At 71.5% G+C, this 19,896-nt stretch carries 19 protein-coding genes; 2 read left to right on the plus strand and 17 right to left on the minus strand.

Translation table 11 applies throughout. The annotated features are described in order from the left end of the window. The 7 genes from KF840_02780 to KF840_02810 form a co-directional block, all read right to left on the minus strand. Positions 1 to 957, minus strand: a complete 957-nt coding sequence (locus KF840_02780) for an aldo/keto reductase (GenBank protein ID MBX3023812.1) — start codon at positions 955 to 957, stop codon at positions 1 to 3. After that, positions 954 to 1,835 carry an FAD:protein FMN transferase gene (locus KF840_02785; GenBank protein MBX3023813.1) on the minus strand — a complete coding sequence of 294 codons (882 nt, stop codon included), beginning with the start codon at positions 1,833 to 1,835 and terminating at the stop codon, positions 954 to 956. The genes KF840_02780 and KF840_02785 overlap by 4 nt, the downstream gene beginning before the upstream one ends. Positions 1,836 to 1,993: 158 nt before the next feature. After that, positions 1,994 to 2,518: a hypothetical protein gene (locus KF840_02790; protein MBX3023814.1), complete on the minus strand. Its 525-nt coding sequence runs from the start codon at positions 2,516 to 2,518 to the stop codon at positions 1,994 to 1,996. 3 nt (positions 2,519 to 2,521) lie between these two features. Next, positions 2,522 to 3,058 carry an FMN-binding protein gene (locus KF840_02795; GenBank protein MBX3023815.1) on the minus strand — a complete coding sequence of 179 codons (537 nt, stop codon included), beginning with the start codon at positions 3,056 to 3,058 and terminating at the stop codon, positions 2,522 to 2,524. A gap of 23 nt (positions 3,059 to 3,081) precedes the next feature. Continuing rightward, the gene (locus tag KF840_02800) at positions 3,082 to 5,526 is read right to left on the minus strand and encodes an FTR1 family protein (protein MBX3023816.1); all 2,445 of its coding nucleotides are present in this window, start codon (positions 5,524 to 5,526) and stop codon (positions 3,082 to 3,084) included. A gap of 70 nt (positions 5,527 to 5,596) precedes the next feature. Next, entirely contained in the window at positions 5,597 to 6,067 is a 471-nt protein-coding gene (locus KF840_02805; protein ID MBX3023817.1) for a transcriptional repressor, read from the minus strand. Continuing rightward, positions 6,039 to 6,455 (minus strand): hypothetical protein, encoded by a 417-nt coding sequence (locus KF840_02810; GenBank protein ID MBX3023818.1) that lies wholly within the window; start codon positions 6,453 to 6,455, stop codon positions 6,039 to 6,041. Before KF840_02810 ends, KF840_02805 begins: the two co-directional genes overlap by 29 nt. Positions 6,456 to 6,499: 44 nt before the next feature. Between KF840_02810 and KF840_02815 the strand changes: the two genes are divergently transcribed. Together KF840_02815 and KF840_02820 are read left to right on the plus strand one after the other, a co-directional pair. After that, positions 6,500 to 7,339 carry a universal stress protein gene (locus KF840_02815; GenBank protein ID MBX3023819.1) on the plus strand — a complete coding sequence of 280 codons (840 nt, stop codon included), beginning with the start codon at positions 6,500 to 6,502 and terminating at the stop codon, positions 7,337 to 7,339. Between the two features lie 19 nt (positions 7,340 to 7,358). Continuing rightward, positions 7,359 to 9,014, plus strand: coding sequence for a lipase maturation factor family protein (locus KF840_02820; GenBank protein ID MBX3023820.1), 1,656 nt, complete (start codon positions 7,359 to 7,361; stop codon positions 9,012 to 9,014). A 517-nt stretch (positions 9,015 to 9,531) separates the two neighbouring features. Here the strand turns inward: KF840_02820 and sufT are convergent. The 10 genes from sufT to pilM form a co-directional block, all read right to left on the minus strand. Further along, a complete protein-coding gene (sufT, locus tag KF840_02825) occupies positions 9,532 to 10,080 on the minus strand; it encodes a putative Fe-S cluster assembly protein SufT (protein ID MBX3023821.1) in 549 nt (182 codons plus the stop codon). A 111-nt stretch (positions 10,081 to 10,191) separates the two neighbouring features. Beyond that, entirely contained in the window at positions 10,192 to 11,805 is a 1,614-nt protein-coding gene (locus tag KF840_02830) for a hypothetical protein (protein MBX3023822.1), read from the minus strand. A 75-nt stretch (positions 11,806 to 11,880) separates the two neighbouring features. Further along, positions 11,881 to 13,563, minus strand: coding sequence for a DUF4215 domain-containing protein (locus KF840_02835; protein ID MBX3023823.1), 1,683 nt, complete (start codon positions 13,561 to 13,563; stop codon positions 11,881 to 11,883). A 59-nt stretch (positions 13,564 to 13,622) separates the two neighbouring features. After that, entirely contained in the window at positions 13,623 to 15,155 is a 1,533-nt protein-coding gene (locus tag KF840_02840; protein MBX3023824.1) for an acyl--CoA ligase, read from the minus strand. Then, positions 15,148 to 16,281, minus strand: a complete 1,134-nt coding sequence (locus KF840_02845; GenBank protein ID MBX3023825.1) for a hypothetical protein — start codon at positions 16,279 to 16,281, stop codon at positions 15,148 to 15,150. The genes KF840_02840 and KF840_02845 overlap by 8 nt, the downstream gene beginning before the upstream one ends. Before the next feature lie 54 nt (positions 16,282 to 16,335). Beyond that, positions 16,336 to 16,551: a hypothetical protein gene (locus KF840_02850; GenBank protein ID MBX3023826.1), complete on the minus strand. Its 216-nt coding sequence runs from the start codon at positions 16,549 to 16,551 to the stop codon at positions 16,336 to 16,338. Between the two features lie 39 nt (positions 16,552 to 16,590). Further along, on the minus strand, positions 16,591 to 16,890 hold the full coding sequence (locus KF840_02855; GenBank protein ID MBX3023827.1) for a hypothetical protein: 300 nt from the start codon (positions 16,888 to 16,890) through the stop codon (positions 16,591 to 16,593). Between the two features lie 8 nt (positions 16,891 to 16,898). Further along, positions 16,899 to 17,819, minus strand: a complete 921-nt coding sequence (gene gspN, locus KF840_02860; protein ID MBX3023828.1) for a type II secretion system protein GspN — start codon at positions 17,817 to 17,819, stop codon at positions 16,899 to 16,901. Then, the gene (locus KF840_02865; protein ID MBX3023829.1) at positions 17,819 to 18,415 is read right to left on the minus strand and encodes a type II secretion system protein M; all 597 of its coding nucleotides are present in this window, start codon (positions 18,413 to 18,415) and stop codon (positions 17,819 to 17,821) included. Before KF840_02865 ends, gspN begins: the two co-directional genes overlap by 1 nt. After that, positions 18,412 to 19,887 carry a pilus assembly protein PilM gene (gene pilM / locus KF840_02870; protein ID MBX3023830.1) on the minus strand — a complete coding sequence of 492 codons (1,476 nt, stop codon included), beginning with the start codon at positions 19,885 to 19,887 and terminating at the stop codon, positions 18,412 to 18,414. The genes KF840_02865 and pilM overlap by 4 nt, the downstream gene beginning before the upstream one ends. Positions 19,888 to 19,896 lie beyond the last annotated feature (9 nt).

Genomic DNA, 19,896 nt, shown 5'->3' on the forward strand with positions numbered 1-19,896 from the left:
TCAGCCGTGCTGCCAGACGCGGTTGAAGATGCCGCGCTGGCCGAATTTGGCGACCGCGTCGAGGGTGGCGACGTCGGCGGCGGACAGCGTCCAGCCGAGCGCGCCGGCGTTCTGCGCCGCCTGCGTCGCGTTCTTGGCGCCGGGGATCGGCACCGCGCCCTTGCACATGATCCAGTTGAGCGCCACCTGCGCCGGCGTCCGGCCGCCGGCGCGGGCGCCGATCGCGCACAGCGCCTGCAGGACCGGCTCGATCTCGTCCATCGGATAGGCGGAGAAGTTGCGCTTGCCCGGCGGCGGATTGGCGGCGCTGTACTTGCCGCTGAGGCGGCCCATGGCGAGCGGCGAGTACGCCAGCACGGTGACGCCGAGCTCGCGGCAGGCGGCGAGCAGGCCGGTGCGCTCCGGCATGGCGCGCAGCAGCGAGAGCTCGACCTGATTGGTCGCCAGTGGCACGCCGTGCGCCGCGAGCGCGGCGTGGATGGCGCGCACCTCGGCCGCCGAATAGTTCGACACGCCCGCCGCCTGGAAGAGCCCGTCGCGGTGGGCCGCGGCCAGCGCGTTGGCGATGGTGCGCGGCGAGCGCATGCTGATCGGACCGTGGATCTGGTACAGGTGCACCGACGGGCGCTGCAGCCGCTCCAGCGACGCCTGCAGCGACTCGCGCAACCGTTTCGCGAACGGGACGCGCCACGGATACGGCATGAACTTGGTGGCGACGATGACCCGCTCGGCGCGCGCCGGATCCTCGGCGAGCAAGCGGCCGATGATCCGCTCGCTCTCGCCGTTGCCGTACATCTCGGCGCTGTCCAGGAGGGTGACGCCGGCATCGACCGACGCCCGATAGGCGGCGCGGATGGTGTCGAAGTCGTAGCTGCGATCGTACGCGTCCATGCCCCAGGTCGCGCTGTCGCCCCACGCCCAGGTGCCAAGTCCGAGAGCCGGAAGCGAGAGGGTCATGGCGGGCTCGATACCACAGCCGGGCACGGCGGCGCACAGAGCCGCGGCGAGTCGGTGGCGGCGATGCCGTCGCCGTCCTCGACCAGCGCCGCCAGCCCGCGCGTCTGCGCCGCCGCCAGCGCGGCGCGGCCGTCGACGATCAACGCCTTGGTCCACGCCTCGGCGCTGGTCGCGTCGCCGGCGCGGGCGGTGGCGATCCGCGGCGCGAACACCGGCGCGCCGCGGCGCGGATCGATGATCGGACCGGCCGGGCTCGGACCGCTGCTGGCGCGCGAGGTCGACAGCGCGGCGTCGCGCAGCATCGTCTCGCCGAGCAGCCTGCCGGGCGCCAGGCCGCCGAGCGCGACGCGCCAGCCGGGGGCGTCGTTCGCCGGGGTGCCGATCGCGAGCTGGCTCGAGCCGCCGAAATCGAGAAAGGCCGCGCGCGCCCCGGCGCGGCGCAGCAGGGCTGCCATGGCGTCGAGCGCCAGGCCCTTGCCGACCCCACCGGCATCCAGCGCGGCGCCGCTCACCAGCGACGCGCGCTGGCCGTCGAGGCGCAACGCGGTGGCGATGCGCGTCGCGTCCGACGCCAGCGGCGGCGGCCGCGGCGGCTCCGGGCCGCGCCAGCGTTCGACCAGCGGCCCGACGGCGGGGTCGAACGCGCCGTCGGTCTCGGCGGACAGCGCGACCATGGCGCGCAGCGCGGCGGCGAGATCGGCGCTGACCTCGACCGGTCCCTGTCCGGCGCGGGCATTCAGCCGCGCCAGCTCGCCATCCGGCCGCCAGGTGGTGAGGATGTCGTCCCAGCGGCGCGCCTCGGCGATCGCGGCGTCGGCGAGGCGGCCGGCTGTCCGCTCGTCGGCCGCCACGACCGTCACCGTGAGCACGGTTCCCATCACCGGCTCGCCACGACGCGCGAGCGCGGCGCGCGCCGCCGCAGGGGGCGTCAATGCGCCGGCGAGGCAGAGGACGGCGAACGCGAGCCGCGCGCCGGTGGGCCGCGCCGGCGCCGCTCCCGTTCCCGGGCCAGGCGGCCTTCGTCGCGGCCGCCCGTTCACGTCACCGGGCGAACCGGCGTGCCCTGTCCCTGCGTGTAGGCGCTCGGCGCCCTGGTCAGCAGCGCGCGCCCGACGGCGATCACCAACCACAGGATCGAGCCCTCGAGGAGCAGGAAGCAGGCGATCTTCAGGTAGGCGAACGCCGGGTGCAGAAAGCGGACGCCCCAGCCGCTGAGCTCGCCGAGGATGCCGGAGGAGAACGCGGTGGCGATGCCGATGGCCTTGGTCCGCATCGAGATCGGCACGAACAGCACCAGGTGGGTGAGGGTCATCAACAGGATGCCCATGGCGAAGGCGTGGAAGTGCAGGGTCTCCAACAGGCCCTGGAGGGAGCGCGGTTGCAGGAACTTCTCCTCGTTGCCGCGGTAGTACTCGACCACCGAGCTCGGCGTGAGGCTCATCTTGGCGAAGAACAGGCCGGCGTTGGTGACCCACAGGATCACGGTGTAGGCGAGAAAGCACCAGACGATCACCTTGAGCAGGCGGTTGCGCGTCCACTCGCCGGTGACGACGAAGCGCATCGCTCACTTGCCCTTCAGCAGCACGTCGTAGATCGCCAGCGCCCGGCGCACGCCGCCGGTCACCGCCTCGGACGTGAGGGTCGAGCCGGTGATCGCGACGATGCCGCGGCCGATGCGCAGGTCGTCGGTGAGGGTGGCGTCGTGAAACTGCTGCAGCCAGCGCACCGGCGGGGAGTATTCGAGCGGCTCGTAGAACGCCAGCAGGTGCGTGGCGGCGACCGTGCCCTGGGGGGAGAGGACGATCAGGAACGTCTCCGGCAGGGTGCGCACCGTATGGGTGTCGAGCATGGCGTAGCCCAGCCGGGCGCCGCCGCGCTCGCCGACGTAGATCGTCAGCAGGTCGGAATCGAGCTTCGACTTGGCCTTGTCCTCGATCGCGGCGCGTTGTTCGGGGGTGAGGAAGACGTCGCGGGTCTCGATCGCGTCGGCGTCGGGAAAGGCCAGGCGCAGCGCCTCGTCCTTGGCGTAGAAGACCTTGGCGGGCGCGACGCTGGCGAGCAGCATCAGCGCCAGCGACAGAGCGGGCGTGCGGCGGCGCATGCGGATCGCGTGGGCGGCTCGGCTCAGCTCTTCGCGGCGCGCGCCGCGGGCTCCTCGATGGCAACGTCGGGCTTGGCGGCGCCGGGTCGCAGGGCGACAGCGGCAGCGTAGACGGCGCAGAGGAGCAGCACCCCCTGGGCGGCCAGGGTCTCGACCGTCGGAAAGACGCCGAGCGCGTCGATGCGCGGCATCCACGGCACCAGCGTCGTCGAGACGACGCCCGCGCCCTGGAACTCGGCGACGCCCTTCCCGGCGAAGACCACCGCCAAGTAATAGAGCAGGCCGCCGGTGATCAGGAAGAACTGGCGCAGCGGCAGGCGGCGGCCGAGCCGCTGGTAGAGCACGTAGACCACCGCCAGTCCGGCCAGGCCGAGGCCGAAGCCGAGCACCACCGCGCCGCGCTGCTCGCCGGCGCCGTCGAGCAGCGCCTTGTAGAAGAGCACCGTCTCGACGCCCTCGCGGTACACCGCCAGGAAGGCGGCGCTGGCGAGGGCGAGGAGGTTGCCGGTGGCGACGGCGGTCTTCACTTTGCCCTGGATGTAGCGCTGCCAACGCTCCGCCTCGGCCTTCGAGATCAGCCAGTAGCTGACGAAGAACAGCACCGCGGCGGCGAGCAGCATGGTCGCGCCTTCGAGCACCTCGCCGGCGGCGCCGGTGGCCTCGAAGATCTGCGCCAGCACCCAGGCGGTCAGGAGACTGGCGACGATGCCGATGGCGCCGCCCCAGAGGATCGGCGGCCGCATCGCCTTGCTGCCGCTGCGCACCGCGTAGGCGAGCAGCGCGCCGACGATCAGCACCACCTCGAAGCCCTCGCGCAGGATGATGAAGGCGCCCTGGAACATCAGGTTGCCGGCGCTCTCGCGCGGCGCGGCGGCGAGGCGGACCGCTTCCAGATCGGCGCTCATCGCGGCGACCAGCGCCGCGGCGTCGGCCTCGCGGCCGGGCTGGCTCATGACGCCGCGCAGCTCGGTGAAGCGAGCCTCGATGCGGCGCACCAGGGTGCCGTGCGACAGCGCCAGCGCCTGCTCCAGCGGGTCGAACTGGAAGTAGGCGTCGGAGACGATGTAGACGGCGCGCGGATTGCCGGCCTGGTAGGCCGCGAGCGCGTCACCGAGCAGACGCTCGGCGGCGGCGAGCGCGTCGGGCGCGGACGTCGCCCCCGCTTCGCCGGCCGCCGGGAACTGCGCCTCGACGAGTTGCTTGGCGCGGCCGGCGGCGGCGACCACCTCGACCGCCGGCGCGCGGCGCCCGATCGCGTCCGCGGTCGCCGCCAGCGCCGATGCGAGCTGCGCCGCCGCGGCGGCATCGCGCTGCGCGAGCGTCGCCTGCAGGTGCGGCGCCTGCTGCTGCGCCTGCGCCAGCAGGATGCCGACCTCGACCATCTCCTGCTCGACCACCGCGCCGCTGGCGGGCACTGCCTTCTGGTACTCGCTGGCGATCAGCGTCAGGAGACCGGCGAGCCGGGCCGCTTCGCCGTCGGCGGCGACGCGCTGCGTCCCGTCCTCGCCGCCGAGCGAGAGCTGGCGGACATAGGCGGCCGCGGCGTCGATCTGCGCCGGGCTCAGCCGTCCGGCGAAGCCGGGCATGGCGGTGCCGGGTCGGCCCTCGGCGATCAGGCGCGCCAGATCGGCGTCGCTGCTGCGCGCCAGGGTCGCCGCGACGTTGAGCGGCGCCAGCGGCGCGCTCAACGCGGCCGCGTACTCGCCGCGGCCGTCGCCGGCCGCGCCGTGGCAACTGGCGCAGGCGGAGAGGTAGACGCCCTGCCCTTCGGCGGCGTGTCCGGGGGTGCCGGCGACCGTCCACAGGAAGCTCACCAGGTCCCAGCGGTCCTGCAGCGAGAGCACGTCGCCCCAGGCCGGCATCGCCGCCGTGGCGCGGCCGAGGGTGATGATGTGGAAGAAGTCGAAGGGCGTCTCGGCGCGCATGAACGCGGCGTCGGTGAAGTTCGCCGGCGGCGGGCGCAGCGCCGCGGCGGCGGGGCCGTGGCCGTCGGCCGCCGCGCCATGGCAGGCGGTGCAGTGGTCCTCGAACAGGGCCCGTCCGCGCGCCGCCGACGGGCTGCGCTCCGGGAAGATGGGCTCGCTGACGCCGGTGCGGCTGGTGACCTCGCCGCGCAGGGTCTCGAGCTGGGTGCGGACCCGGTCGACCGGCGCCTGGGCCTCGATGGCGGCCCGGATCTGGTCGAAGCTGGCGGCCAGCGCCTGCGCCACCGCCGGGTCCGACGTCGTCAGCCGCCCGCGCGCCTCGTCGAGGAAGGTGCGCGCCTCCTCGTATTCGACCGGCAGCACCACCTGCCCGTCGACGACCCCTTCGCGATACTCCTCGCCGACGACGTTGAGCAGCGTCAGGCTGCGCCGGATGTCGGCGGTCGCCGCCGCGTCGGGCGCCGCGGCGCGTGCGGAGCACGCGAGGAACAGCACCGCCGCGCCGAGCGCGCACGGGCCGAGAGCGGGAGGACGCCAACGCATGGGCCGATTCTGAAAATCATTTTCAATGGCTGGCGACGCAAGTCAAGCTGGAATGAGCTCGCGCTCAGACTCAGATGGCTTCCTGCTGGGCGCGAGCGCGGCGGCAGTCCCGGCACACCCCGTAGAGCTCCATCTTGTGGCCGGTGAACTGGAAGCCGAGGCGCTTGGCGGTGTCCTCCTGCAGGTGCTCGATCCGCGGCTCCTCGAACTCGACGATCTTGCCGCAGCGCTCGCAGATGAGGTGGTCGTGGTGCTTCTTCTCGGCGCTCTCGTAGCGCGCCTCGCCGTCGCGGAAATGGCGCTCGGCGGCGACGCCGCACTCGGTGAGCAGCTTCATGGTGCGGTAGACCGTCGCGTAGCCGATGCGCGGGTTGCGGCGGCGCACCTCGGCGTACAGCTCTTCGACCGAGACGTGGCGCTGGGTGTCGAGGAAGGCGCGGACGATGGTGTCGCGTTGGGTGGTCGACTTCAGCCGCTGGAGCCGCAGGTGCTCCTTGAAGCGGGTGAAGCGCTCATCCGCCGTGCGCTTCGCGTCCGTCATCGCGTGGTTCCTTGACGGCGGCGCGTTCGACCAGCGCGCGAGCGGCGGGCGACAGGTAGACGTCGTCCAGGGCACGGCCCGCCAGCTCGTCGACCAGCACGTCGATCTGCGCCGTGACGGGCAGCGTGCGGTCGATGAAGAGCAACTGATCGTCCGCCAATCGGCACCGGCCGCTGCGGACCCGATAACCGACCTCGCGCAGCAGGCGCTCCTCGCGCACCCGCAAGCCGATCTTCTCCGCCGCCGCCTTCAGCTCATCCAGCAGCGCGAGCTGCGCTGCCGACGCCTGCACCACCTTCGCCGCCATGCGCGGGGAAAGTAAAAGAGGGGCGCGCGGATGTAAAGGCGGCGATTCTGCCGAGAGGTCCGTCCCGCGGATCGACGACACGTCCGCCTCTGGTCGGTCGGTGGTGCGCGTGCTACGGCCAAACCGTGATCAAGACGATTCTCGTCGGCCTCGACGGATCGGAGCACTCGCGCGCCGCGGCGCGGTACGCGCTCTGGCTGGCGGAGCGGCTGCACGGCTGCGTGGTCGGCCTGCACGTCGTCGACATCGTCTCGATCGAGGGCTCGTTCTTCCACGACATCTCGGGATCCCTGGGCTTCGAGCCGTACCTCGACTTCTCGTCGAAGATGCGCGGCGTGCTCGAGGAACGCGGGCGCGGCCTGCTGGACGCGTTTGCCGAGCAGGCGGCGCAGCGCAGCATCCGTGCCGACACGGTGATGGCGATGGGCATCGTCGCCAACGAGATCAGCGAGCGGGCGCGCACCGCCGACCTGGTGGTGATCGGCCACCGGGGGGTGAACGAGCGCTTCTCGACGGGGCTCCTCGGCGGCACCTCGGAGAGCGTCACCCGCAAGTGCCCCAAGCCGGTGCTCATCTCGCCGATGTCGTTCAGCGAGATCCGCGCTCCGCTGCTCGCCTACGACGGCAGCGCGCGCGCCGCGGCGGTGATGCAGCAGGCGGCGGAGTTCTGCGCCTCCCTGCACCTGCCGCTCACCGTGCTCACCGTGAACCGCGACGAGGAGCAGGGGCGGCGCGTCCTCGCCGAAGCCGAGGCGTATCTCGGCCCCTATGGGTTGACGACGCGGACGGAGTTGCAGCAGACGGGCAACGCGCCCGAGCGCATCGCCAACTTCATCCGCGAGCGCGGCCACGATCTGCTGTTCATCGGCGCCTACGGACACGGGCGGATCATCGAGATGGTGCTGGGCAGCACGACCGAATACGTGCTGCGCAACGCCGAATGCCCGGTGTTCCTGCACCGGTGAGCGCGACGCCGCGGCGCCGGTGAGCCGAGCGGAACGCGCCTGGACCTTCGACCCGACGGTGACGTCGGGCCCGGTGGTCGGCCGCGCCTTCCACCGCGTCCTCGCGGCCATCTTCTGCGTCGCCTGGCTCTCCCTCGGCTCGCAACTCGACGTCCTGATCGGCAGTCGCGGCCTCCTGCCGGCGGCGCCCTACCTGCGCGCGGCAGCCGACGCCGGCGCCGGCTTCTGGAACCTGCCGACGCTGTTCTGGATCGATGCCAGCGACGCCGCGCTGCGCGCCGGCGTCTGGGTCGGCGGCGCGTTGTCGCTGGCGGCGCTGCTCGGCGTCGCGCCGCGATTGTGCATCGGGCTCGCCACCGCGCTCTACCTTTCGTACGCGACGGCGGCTCGCTCGTTCCTCTCCTTCCAGTGGGACAACCTGTTGCTCGAATGCGGCGCGCTGGCGGTCTTCCTCCCGACCGATCGGCCGGTGCGCTGGATCCACGTGCTCTTCCGGGTCCTGCTGTTCAAGCTCTACTGGGAGTCGGGCCTGGCGAAGTGGCAGTCGCCGCTCGGCGACTGGCAGGACGGCAGCGCGATGACCTTCTACTACGAGACCGCGCCCCTGCCCGTCTGGCCGGCCTGGTACGCGCATCACCTGCCGGCGTGGTGGCACCACGTCGAGAGCTGGGCGATGCTGGTGGTCGAGTTGCTGTTGCCGCCGCTCGCCTTCGGCCCGCGTCGCGCCCGCCTGCTGCTCCTGGTCGCCCTGACGGGCTTTCAGATCGTCAACCTCGCGACCGCCAACTACGGCTTCTTCGTCTACCTGGCCCTGGCGCTGCACCTGTTCCTGCTCACCGACCGCGATCTGCAGCGCCTCCTCGCCCGCCTGCCGGGCTGGCGGCCGCCGCGCCCAGCGGCGCCGCCGCGCTGGCGCCGTCTGCGCGGCGCGGGCGCTGCGCTGGTCGCGTCGCTCTACCTCGCGCTGTCGCTCGCCACCGCGATGCTGACCTTCGCGCCGCTGCCGCCGGCCGCCGCGTCGACGCTGGCCCACGCCACCGCGATCGCCGAGCCCTGGCGACTGGTGAACACCTACCACCTCTTCGCGCAGATCACTCGCGCGCGCATCGAACCCGCCTTCGAGGTCGAGCGCGACGGCGACTGGCAACGCCTGAGCTTCTGGCACAAGCCGGGTGATCCGACGCGTGCCCCCGATCTGGTCGCCCCACACCAGCCGCGGGTGGATTTCCAGCTCTGGTTCTACGGCCTGTCGTTCGAGCGCGGCACGCCGGCATACGTGACGACGCTGCTCGAACGGCTGTGCCAGGATCCAGCCGCGGTGCAGCCGCTGTTCGCGACCCCACTGCCGGCGCAGCCGGCAGCGGTGCGCATCGTGTTCGAGCGCTACCGGTTCAGCGATGCACGGACGACCGGCGCGTGGTGGACCACGACGCCGGTCGCCGAGACTCGGCGCATGTCCTGCAGCGCGCTGCGAGCGGCGCCGCAGCCAGGCGATCAGGCCGCCTCGGACACTTCCGTTGGCGTGTCCGTGGCCGGCACGAACATCGGCGCCGAATTGCCGATCAACTGCTCGCGCAGGCGCTCGGGAGCGACGTTCAGCATCTCCGCGATGTTCTCGAACGAATACGGCCACTGGCGGTCAGCCGACGCCACCCAGCGGTACGCCTCCATGTAGAGGCGCTGCTGGCGGCGGCGCTTCGCGAAGCGGAACTTCTGCAGGTCGATGACCGCCTGCCAGACGACCGACAGGACCAGGGAGCGTTCCGGCGACGTGTACCGCGTCCGGTGCCAAATGTCCTGGAACTGCACGGGAAGGGCCGGCTCGGAGGCGATGATCTCCTCCGGAATGATCACCGGCGACATCTTTGGAACCATGATGGACCTGCCTTCTCGGCTCTCGGCCGATGCGCGCTCTATTAAGTCGCGCTCTGCATGAGATTAGAATTGCTGTGGAGAATGACGATTCAGTTCTTGATCACTTATCATAGACGTGTGGCGTCCACAAATGAAAAGTGAACGCAAGGGGGGCTTGCCGAGAAAGGCCTTCGGCCGCCGGACAAACCCCGTAGCGCTCGGCCGCTGGGCAACTTTCGCAGCCGATACAGGCACTTAGGAACGGAAGCCCGGAACGCTGGCAGCGCTCCCAGGCGCACGGCGGGGCGGCGCGACACCGCCGTGCGCGGAGGTGCCCCCTACTCCATGCCGAGCTTGGCGCGCCCCTCAGGGGAGATCATGTGCGGGTTCCAGGGCGGGTCCCACACGACCTCCACGTCCGCCGTGTCGACTCCAGGCAGGCTCTCGATCCGGTGCTTGGCGTCCATCGAGATCGGACCGCCCATGCCGCACCCCTGAGCGGTGAGGGTCATCTTGACCTCGACCCGGCTGCCACCGCTCGGCGCTGGCAGGATGCGCAGGTCATACACCAGGCCGAGATCGACGATGTTGACCGGAATCTCGGGGTCGTAGACGTTCTTCAACTGCGCCCAGACGTGCTCTTCACTGACTGGGCCGCCGGAGTCGCCCTGGGCCTCGCCGACCGCCTCCGGCGTCAGGCCCAACGCATCCGCGTCGCGGCCCGCGACGCGGAACAGACCGCCCATGCTGGGGATCTGCAGCGTGTAACTCCCGCCAAGTGACTGGGTGATCACCGCCATGGTGCCGGCCGGAATGCGCACGGGCGTGCCCTGTGGAATCGCGACCGCGTCGCACTCGCGCCTGGTCTCGATCTGATCATATGCCATGTCGGGCTCCTGTCCTCGGGCTGAAGGCGCCGTCGTCGATTGCGGGCACGGGGCCCGCGCTCGAGAACGATCGACGATGCGCGGCGGCTGGTCAATGGTGGGGCCGAACCCTCACGACAGGCTCTTCATGCGCCGCAGCAGGCCTTCGTCCTTGCGCCGCTCGGAGAGGATCTTCTCGATGTAGGCCCGCTTGAAGATGCGCCGCTGCTTGCCGGTCGTGATGAAGGTGGGGACGTACGCCCAGCCCTCGTCCTGCTCGAAGGGCTCGATCTCGCGGTGCAGGCGGAAGAAGTAATCCGCCAGGTCGGGATCGATGCCGAGGCGCTGGAACGCCTTCACCAGGGGGCTCGAGGCGCTCGCCTGCTCGATCAGGCCCTCGCCGGCGACGCCTCCCTGCCCCAGCCCGTGCGCTCCTTTCCCCAACCGCTGCTTGGCCGCCGGCGGCGGGCCGAGATGGAAGGCCGCCATCGCCTCCTCCGGCAGGCCGTGAGTGAGGAACCACTTGGTGACGTAGTGGCTGCCGATCGTCTCGGTGGGGGGAATCCATTCCTGCAGGTCGCGGCGGGTGATCGCGAAGGCGCGCTCGCAGAAGTCGGCCCAGATCTCCATGTGACAGCGGGTGAGATAGCCGCCCGATTCGGTGGCGAAGGCCTGCGCCATCGCCGGATACGCCTTGGCGTCGAGCATGTGGCTGAGCTGCCCGGCGATGGCGCGGGTGGCGTCGAGCTGGAAGAAGTCCTGGGCCAGCTCGCGGGCGGCCGCCAGCGACGCGCGCCCCGACATCAGGAAGCCGAACGCGGTCTCCGTCGGCCGCGGCAGCGCGCAACAGAACTCGGCCAGCTCCGCCTCGAGCTCCTCCTGCGACTGGTCGTCGCCGGTCGAGAAGCGCGAGCCCGGCGGCGGCCAGACGAATTCGGGCAACGGATACGTGCCCGACACGATCTCGCTCCAGGCATGGCGCATGTTCTGATACAGCAGCAGCCAGTGATGCAGCACGGTGCGCAGCCGCTGCTGCTGCGATCCATCGACCGCGATCTCGCGCGCGATGTCCCACACCGGCTCGCGGACGAAGCCGGTGAAATCCTCGTAGGCGCGCCAGTAGGCCACGGCCTCGTCATCGAGACCCCAGGCCCGCTTCACGTACTCGGCGATGCCGCGCTGGCAGAGGAACGGACGCTCGTCGCGCACCACGTCGAGCAGCGACCCCTCCGCCGCGAGCGCCGACACCACGAATCCTTCGTCGAAGGTGGAGAACTGGAATTGCAGGCGCGTGAACGTGGCCTGCATCGTCTCCGCGCAGGCGAAGTGCGCCTCGAGCTCGGCGCGGGAGACATCGAAGGCGGCGGCGAAGCGCACGAACAGCTCCAGCGCCGGCGTCGTGACCTGGTAGAAACCGGTCTTGCGGCTGACCAACGGGCTCAGCGCCAGGAAGAGGCCGCGGCGGGGGCAGCGCGCGATCGTCGCCGCCGTCCCCTGCGCATCCCGCCGCAGCCACTGGTAGTAGTCCTTGATCCACCGCTGCATCGCCTCGCGCGACGCGCCCCCGTACCTGAGAAGGTGCGGCAGCCGGGCATCGATCGGATGGGCGCGGATCAGCGCCCGCAACTGATCGAGGAATTCCTCCACCGGCAGCGCGGGCGCCGGGCGCTCGTGCCGATACAGCTCGAGGAAGTCGCTCGCGTTCGGCGCCGCGACGGCGCCCACCTTCTGCGCGGGAAGTGCCATGCCTGAGCCTCCGATCGAGCCGCGGCTAAACACATGTTGGCATGAGCGCGCAAATCGAGCCGCGCGACGCCGCGCTCAGGGAGCGCCACGGGCGACGAAGCGGCCGCTCGCCGCGTCGTTGCGCACGACGGCCACGGTGGGCACGTCGATGGCGAAGCAACCGTCGGCATTGACGGCATTCTGCACCTGCACCTCCAGCGGCACCGGCAGCGGGAGCTCGGGAAGGCCGGTAGCGGTCCCCAGCAGGCCGCTGCCGCGACCCGCGACGATCGCCTCGCCGCGACCGTGGCGATCGGCGACGACGCGCAGCGTGGTAATGCCGTCCGCGGCGCCGCTGGCATCGCGGTAGGCGAAGCCCCCGCTCACCGCCCGCCAGCAGGGACTGCCGCCGCAGGTGCCGCCGGCGGGCACGCGCGCGCCGAAGAGCAGCCGCGGCAGCGGCAGCGACCGATCGTAGAGGCACACCTGGTAGGCGGCGCTGGTCAGCGGATCGCCGAGCAGGGCCATGGGCAGACCGCTCGTCTTGCCGGTCTTCGCGCCAATGAGATCGCGCGCGGCGTCCGCGCGGCGCGCCAGGCGCACGGTCGCGCGGCGCGGCTCCTGCGGACGGGCACAGTGCGGCGTGTAGGCCGTGCTGCACGCCGACGCCGGCGCGCCGACACAGGTCCAGCACGGCTCGACGGTGCAATCGGCCGCGCAGCCGTCGCCGGAGGTGGTATTGCCGTCGTCGCACGCTTCGCCGCTGGTGCGGACGCCGTTGCCGCAGCCGGTCGCCGTGCAGTTCGCGTCGCAGCCGTCGCCCGAGGTGGTGTTGCCATCGTCGCACTGCTCGGGCGCCACCACGACGCCGTCGCCGCAGGTGGTGCGGCGGACACCGGTGGCGCCGTAGGCGTCCGCCAGGCAGCCGTGCAGCGTCGGCACGCTGGCGCTGCCGGACAGCGTGAAGGCGGATCCGTCCAGCGCCGCGGTCCCCGTGGCGTGCTCCACGCCGATGCACAGGATGTAGGTCACGGGCACGTCCAGTGCCAGCGCGCCGGTGAGGAAGTCGAGATGCCCCAGCAGGCCAGGGGTGCCGCCGGCGGCATCGCGGAAGAGCACCGTCTCGCCGAACTGCTCGACGCGTTCGGCGGTGTCGAAGGCGACGAAGCCGCTCTCGTAGTGGACATCGAACACCCCGCGGAGGTCGATGCAGGGGCTGACGCTGCCGCCGCCGCCGCACTGGCCGGCGCTGCAGGTCGTGCCGGCCGTGCACGGCGATCCGTCCTCGCAGGTGCCGCCATCCGGCGTCGGCGTGCAGGTCGACGGCATGCCAACGCAACTGAAGCACGGCTCGATGCGACATGCGGCAGAGCAACCGTCGCCATCGCTGCTGTTGCCATCGAAGCACTCGCACCGGCGCCCCAGCACGCGCGAGGTGCCGGGAAGCGGGGGCGCGCCGAGCACCAGGACACCGTCGAGCCAGGTCCCGTCCGGCAGGAGCCGCGCCGAGAGGGTGGCGAAGCAGGCGGGCGGCGCGCAGCCGGGGACGCTCAGGCTGAGCGACAGGCCGATGTCGTCGACGGTGCCGGACATCGCGACCGGGACACCGCCGGGCGCCAGGGTCGCCGTGACGGCGCTGCCGCTCTGCGCCAGATCGACGATCTCCGTGCCGCTGGCGCCGTACTCCACCCGCCACTTGCCGGTGAGATCGATCGCGGCATCGGCCTCCATGGCCACGAGCAGAAGGGCGAACGCGAGGCCGGGACAGCGGTGCGTCATGCGGTCGTCTCCCCCGGGCGCACAGTACTTCCACCGCACGGCTGGCGACAAGCGCGATTTCAGCCGCGCGACGACTCGGGGCGCTCCAGCCGCGCCGCGGCGAGCCGTGCCAGGGTGGCGCGCTGCGGCTTCGACGTCGCGCCGAGCGGTACCTCATCGCGGTCGATCGCCAGGTAGCGCGATGGCCGCTTGTAGCCCGACAGGTTGGCGGCGGCGTGCGCCCGCAGCTCGGCCTCCGGGAGCGCTCGGCCGCCGCGGGTGATGATCAGCGCGACGACCTCCTGATCGAGCCCGTCCGCGGGCAGCCCCACCACGTGCGCGGCTTCGACGTCGGCGTGCGCCGCCAGCACGTTCTCGACCTCGGCCGGCGACACGTTGATCCCCTTGACGCGCAGCAGGTCCTTGCTCCGGCCGGTGAAGCGGAAGCGCCCCTCGGCATCCACCGAACCGAGATCACCGGTGCGGAAGTACCCCTGGTCGTCGAGCCCCGTACCGGCCTGCTTGTAGTAGCCGCTGAACAGGCCCGGGCAGCGGACGCGGATCTCGCCGGTCTCGCCGGCGGCACAGGCGCGGCCGTCGGCTGCCACGATGCGCAGCTCGACGCCGGGGAGCGGCGTCCCGATCTCGCTGGCGCGCTCCGCGGCCGCATCCCGCCAGTCGAGCGCCGTCACGTAGCCGGCGGTCTCGGTCATGCCGTAACCAGTGATGAAGCGGGCACGGTCGGCATCGAGGTGCCCGGCGAACCAGTCCACCCGCCCACCGCCGCGGCGGATCGGCGCCAACATCGACGGCTCGAAATCGGGATGCGCGAGGAGCTGCCCGACCTGTGGCGGACGCAGGTGCAATGCGGTCGGCCGATGGGCGCGCAACGCGGCGACCGCCGCGCTCGCCGAGAACGTCTCCAGCAGGACGAGCGCGCTGCCGGAGGCGAGCGTCGGCAGCGCCCGAATGACCAACCCCGCGACCCAGAACAGCGGCAGGGTGGACAGGACCACATCGCCCGGCGCCAGACCGCCGCGTTCGGCGGTCGGCGGCACGGTGGCGAGAATCGCGCGGTGGGACAGCATCACCCCCTTCGGCTGGCCGGTGGTGCCGGAGGTGTAGAGCACGCAGGCGAGCGCCTCGCCGTCGTTGGCGTCGGCGGGCGCGCGCGCCGGGCCTCGTCCCCGCGGGCCATCGCTGGCGAGCGGCCACACCTGACGCGGGCGGACGCCGTCCGGCAGCGCCCTCACCATCGCCGCGAAATCCCGCTGCCCCATCCGCGGCTGGACGATCATCGCATCCACGTCGGCATGGGCGATGATGTCGCCGAGCTCGCGTTCGGTCGCGAAGGTCGATACCGGCACCAGGGTCGCCCCGGCCCGCCACACGCCGAACGCCGCCGCCAGCCATGCCGGCTGATTGGCGCCCCACAACGCGATCCGCGATCCCGGTCCCGCGCCGGCGCCAGCGAGCGTTGCCGCCCAGCGCGTCGCGGCGTCGTCGAGCGCGGCGAACGAGAGCGCCGTGTCGCCACCGAGGACGGCCGTGTACCCACCCCAGCGCGTCGCCCAGTCGCGCAACAGGGCGTCGAGGGTCATCGCGTCAGACACGCGCCGGCAGCTCGCACACTTCGCCCGCCACCTCGGCGGGTTCGAGCAGGAAGGGAACGGAGACTGACCAGGTGAGACCGAAGCCGCAGAAGTAGAGCGCGTGATGGCCGCCCTCGCCGCCGGCGACCGCGATGAGGAACTGTTCCGGTGCCGCGCACAGCGGCACGAGGCCGTCCTCGACGTAGCCGCGCTGTTCGAGCTTCGCCCAGTACCCGCGCGGCCAGCGCTCGATCGGCGTCCGGGTGTGCCGTAGCAGGAGCTGCTGCACGTCGGCGACCGCCAGGCCGTCGCGCGCCATCCGGTCGGCGAAGTCCGGACAGAGCAGCAACAACACCTCGCCGTCCCGCTGCGGCACGAGCACCTTGTTGTTGCCGATCCAGTCGATCGAACGGGCCAGGAGGATGCACAGCTCTTCGCCGCTCTCGGCCCAGATGTCCGCGATGTCCTGGGTGCCGGTGGCGCAGTGCACGGTCACGACGTTCTGCTCGGCGGCGAAGCCGCGGCGCACGTGGAACGGCGCCCACGGGCTCCGCTCCTCCCACTCGCCGAAGCACAGGGAGATGCGGCCCGGCTGTCCGAAGGTGGATTTGCTGACGGCGCCGGGGATGGATCCGCCGACGTTGCGCATCACCAGTCGCAGGGCGCGGCCGATGGTGGCATTGGCGCGACCGTTGTGGCCCAGGCAACTGTAGCCGCACTGGATGTCGAGCGCCTGGCGTGCCGGGCCGTTGATCATCAGCGCCGGCGCGGCGCAACAGGTGGTGGTGTTGAGCGCGTACAGATTGTGGCGGGGGTCGCAGACGGCGCGCACGGCCGCCACGACGACCGGAAAGCAGGGCGGCGGACAACCGGCCATGACGGCGTTGACCGCGATCTTCTCCGTCGTCGCCTCGCCGCGCCGCGGCTCGACGACACCGATCACCGCCTCCGGCGCCTCCTCGACCGTCTCGAGCAGCGCCTGCACCCGCTCCGCCGTCGGCGGGATCAGCGGCAGCCCGTCGCCCCAGCCGCGCGACTCGGCGTAGGCGAAAAACTCCTCCGCGTCAGCGGGGGCGGCGTAGGAATCCGAGGTCAGCGTGCCGCGCATGGCGCCCGAGACGAACCACAAATGGACGCGAATGACCACCAATGTCCACGAAGCCCCGGGCCGCGGAGCGGAACGGCGTGCTGTTGTTCGTGGTCAGTCGGGTTCTCCGTCGTCCACGATCAACCGCATCGCCGCCGCGAAGCGCTCCTCGGCGATGCGGTCGATCTCGGCCGGGGCGCGCCCCTCCATCGGATGGGGCAGGACGAGCATCGGAATCGGATCGACGCCGCGGGCGCGCGCCGCCGTCTGCGCGAGGTTGACGAACACCTCCGTCACCACCACGGCGGCCGGCTTCCCCGCGCGCAGCACTTCAATCGTGTCGTGGACACTCCACGACGTGCACGACCCTCAGGTGCCGAGGCCGACGATCGCCATGTCGATGTCGCGGACGAAGCCGGCGACCTTGCGACGCTCCTCCTCGGTGGTCCCGATGCGGGTGTCGGGATCGAAGAGCACGACGTCGCGCACCCCCAGGCGCAGGCGGGCGAGCGCGACGAAGCGGTTGGCGACCCGGTGGAACGACGGCCAGGCGCGATCGACGCGAATCCCGAGCACGCGACCGCGGGCGTCCGCGAGCCGTCCCGGCAGGCTGAGGCGCTCGGCGGGGCCGCGCACGCTCGGATCGAGGACGGTCACCATCGTGGACATGCGGGGCCTCAGCGGAGCCGCGGCTTGGTCAGGGTGCCGCTGAGCGTGCGCGGCGCGTCGGCCTTGGCCCCCTTGGCCGGCGGCGGAATCAACGCCGACAGCAGGGTCTTCACGTCGTCCGGCGCTTCGGGCCCCGGCGCCAGGGCGACCTTGAGGTTCAGCACGCTGTCCCCCAGTGGCTGCCGCATCGCCACCTGGCCGCTGGCATTGAGCGTGATCTCGCTGCCGTCGGCCGAGAGCTCCTGCAGGTCGAGGCGCCCACCCTGCAGATCGAAGCGGGTGGCCACGGTCTTGAAATGCAGCGGCGGGATCGGGAATTGGCTGTACTTGGCGTCGGTGACGCTCGCCCCGTCGAGTTGCAGATCGCCGGCGGCGCGCACGTCCCCGATGTCGCTGCCACGGCTCTCGACGCTCACCACGCCGCTCAGCCGGCCCGCGATCTGCCCGCCCTGCAGCGCGCTCGCCAGCAGCGCATAGCGCTGCAACTGCAGGCCATCGACGTTCAGCGAGACGCGATTCACCTCGCCGCCGTTGACCGTGCCGTCGAAGGTGCCCCCGTACAGCGCGCCACTGAGCGCCAGCGACTGGACGCGGCCGCGGACCAGATCGGAGAGCGCCGGGCGGACGTACAGGCTCGACGCCTCGAAGAACGCCGGCAACGACGGATCGCTCGGGGCGACGACCACCTGCTGCAGCTCGAACCCGTGCCACCAGGCGAAGCGCACGTCGCCGACGGTGATGCGCACGCCCGGGATCTCGACCGACTGGAGCACGCGCTGGACGAGGACCTTGTGGGGAAAGTTGGCGAACAGGAAGATGCCGAACAGCACCAGCGTGTAGAGCGCGTAGAGGATGGTGCTGCGCGAGCCGAGCTCGGCCCAGTCGAACGAGGGCCGCCAGGCCGGCAGGCGGAGGGCCGGAACGCGCATCAGGCCCCTGCCCCGCCACCGCTCTCGGCGCCGGGCGGCGGCTGCTGCGCGCGCAGCATCGACACCGTCGCCGTGAGATCGAAGGTCGACGGTTCGCGCACCCGCTTCTTCACCTGCATGCGGGTGAAGCGCAGCGGCTGCGGCGATTTCTCGATCTTGTACATCAGGTCGGTGAGCTGCTCGAGGGTGACGCCGGTGAGCTTGATCTCCACCGACTCCTCGCGATAGGCGCCGCCGCCGAGCTCCTTGTTCTGCGGGTTCATCGAGGTGATCTTGTCGCGTCCCACCACCTGGCCGACGGTCGCCTCGATGTGCGGGAAGAGCGAGAACTTCGGGTCGGCGCGGTCGATGATCTTCTGCCGCAGCTCGAACTGGTTCAGGAGATCGAGGTAGACCTCCCGCATGTGCTGCATCTCCTGCAGCTCGGTGGTCTTGATCTGGATGCGGCGCGCGAGCCCGAGACGGCCCGTCTCCAGCGGCTCCCAGACCAACAGGTAGAGCGCCATGACGAGCACGACGCCGCCCGCCAGGCCAACCAGCATCCGTTCGCGGGGAGACAGGCGCTGGTAGTACGCCAGCAGCGCACCCCAATTCATCGTCGGCCGCCGCTCGGCGGGCGCACCGCCTTGTTCAGCTTCATCGTCATGCGGAAGTCGATGCCGCCCTTCGGGTCCGGCTTGGCGTCCTTCACCTCCACGCCGCTGAACACCCCGGTGTGCTCGAGGCCGGCCTTGATGTCGTCCACCGTCGTATACGTCTCGGTGTTGCAGCGCACCCGCACCGCGTCCGGGTCCATCGTCCATTCCTCGCAGTCGATGCGGATGTTGTTCGGCACGGCGCCGGCGGCGGCGCGCAGGATATCGATGCTGGTCGACGTGCTCACCGGTACGATGTCGGTGACCAGGTCCACGCGTTCGCGCAGCGCATCGGTCTCCTGCTGCAACACGCCCTTGGGATTGAGCGGGCGGCCGAGGTCGGGCAGGGTCGCGGCGAAGACCTTCTGGATCTGGGTGTCGATCGCCGCCGCCTGCTGGCGGAGCTGCTGGTACTTCACGAACATGTCGAGCACCGTCAGCACCAGCACGACGACGCCGAGCAGCGCCACCGTCCGCAAGGCCCGCCGCAGCTCCTGCTGGCCGCGATGGAAGGTGAACTCGCCCTTGCGGAAGTTCACGCCCAATGCGGCGTTCGGCGACACCTCGCGCAGGGCGAGGCCGAGGCTCGAGCTGAAGGCTGGTGCCTGCGTCCCGATCTCGGGCGTCAGGGTGGGGAGGCCGATGCGATCGAGACGGCGCACGCTGACGCCGAGCGCCGCGGCCAGCGGCCGTTCGAGGCCGTCGACCAGCGCCGGGTCGCCGGCGACATAGCACGGCAGCTCGTCGTCCAGCGCGGCGCCGTTGAGCGCCAGCAGGGTCCAGCGCAGGTCGGCGATCGTCGCGTCGGCGCCGGCCTCGCCGCTGCCGTTGCTCTCGGCGTCGGGCAGCGGGCGCGCCAGGGTACGCAGGCCGACCAGCTCGCGTTCGCGGTACAGCGCGACGGTGATGGTGCCGACGCCGAAGTCGACGAAGGCGAAGGTCGGCGGGCGGTCCGGAACGAGGCTCAGGACGTTGAGCGCGGCGAGCGGCCCGATGCCGACCACCTTGGGATCGGCGCCGCTCTCCTGCAGCAGCTTCAGATGCGCTTCGAGGTCGTCGCGTTGGACCAGGGCGGCCAGCACGGTCGAGCCGGCGCTGTCGCGCTGCAGGACCTGGTAGTCGACCACCACCTCGTCGAGGCCGAAGGGGACGCTGTTCTCGAGCTCGAACGGGATGGTCTGCGAGAGCTTCTTCTGGTCGCGGAACGGCAGGAAGAGCGTCCGCCAGGTGACCCGGTCGCCGGGCAGCGCCGAGAGGATGGTGTCCCCGGGCTCGCTGTGGGAGGCGACGAACTGCCTGACCTGGTCGCTCGCGTTCCCGTTCAGGGCCTCGCGAAAGAAGCCCGCGACCTTGTAGTCGCGGAAGCTGGTCTGCACGACCGCCGCCTTGAGCTCGGCGTCGCCGATCTCGAGAGACAAGATGCGTTGTGGCATGCTGCTGGG

This window comes from bacterium, assembly GCA_019637795.1.
Lineage (GTDB): Bacteria > Desulfobacterota > Binatia > HRBIN30 > CADEER01 > JAHBUY01.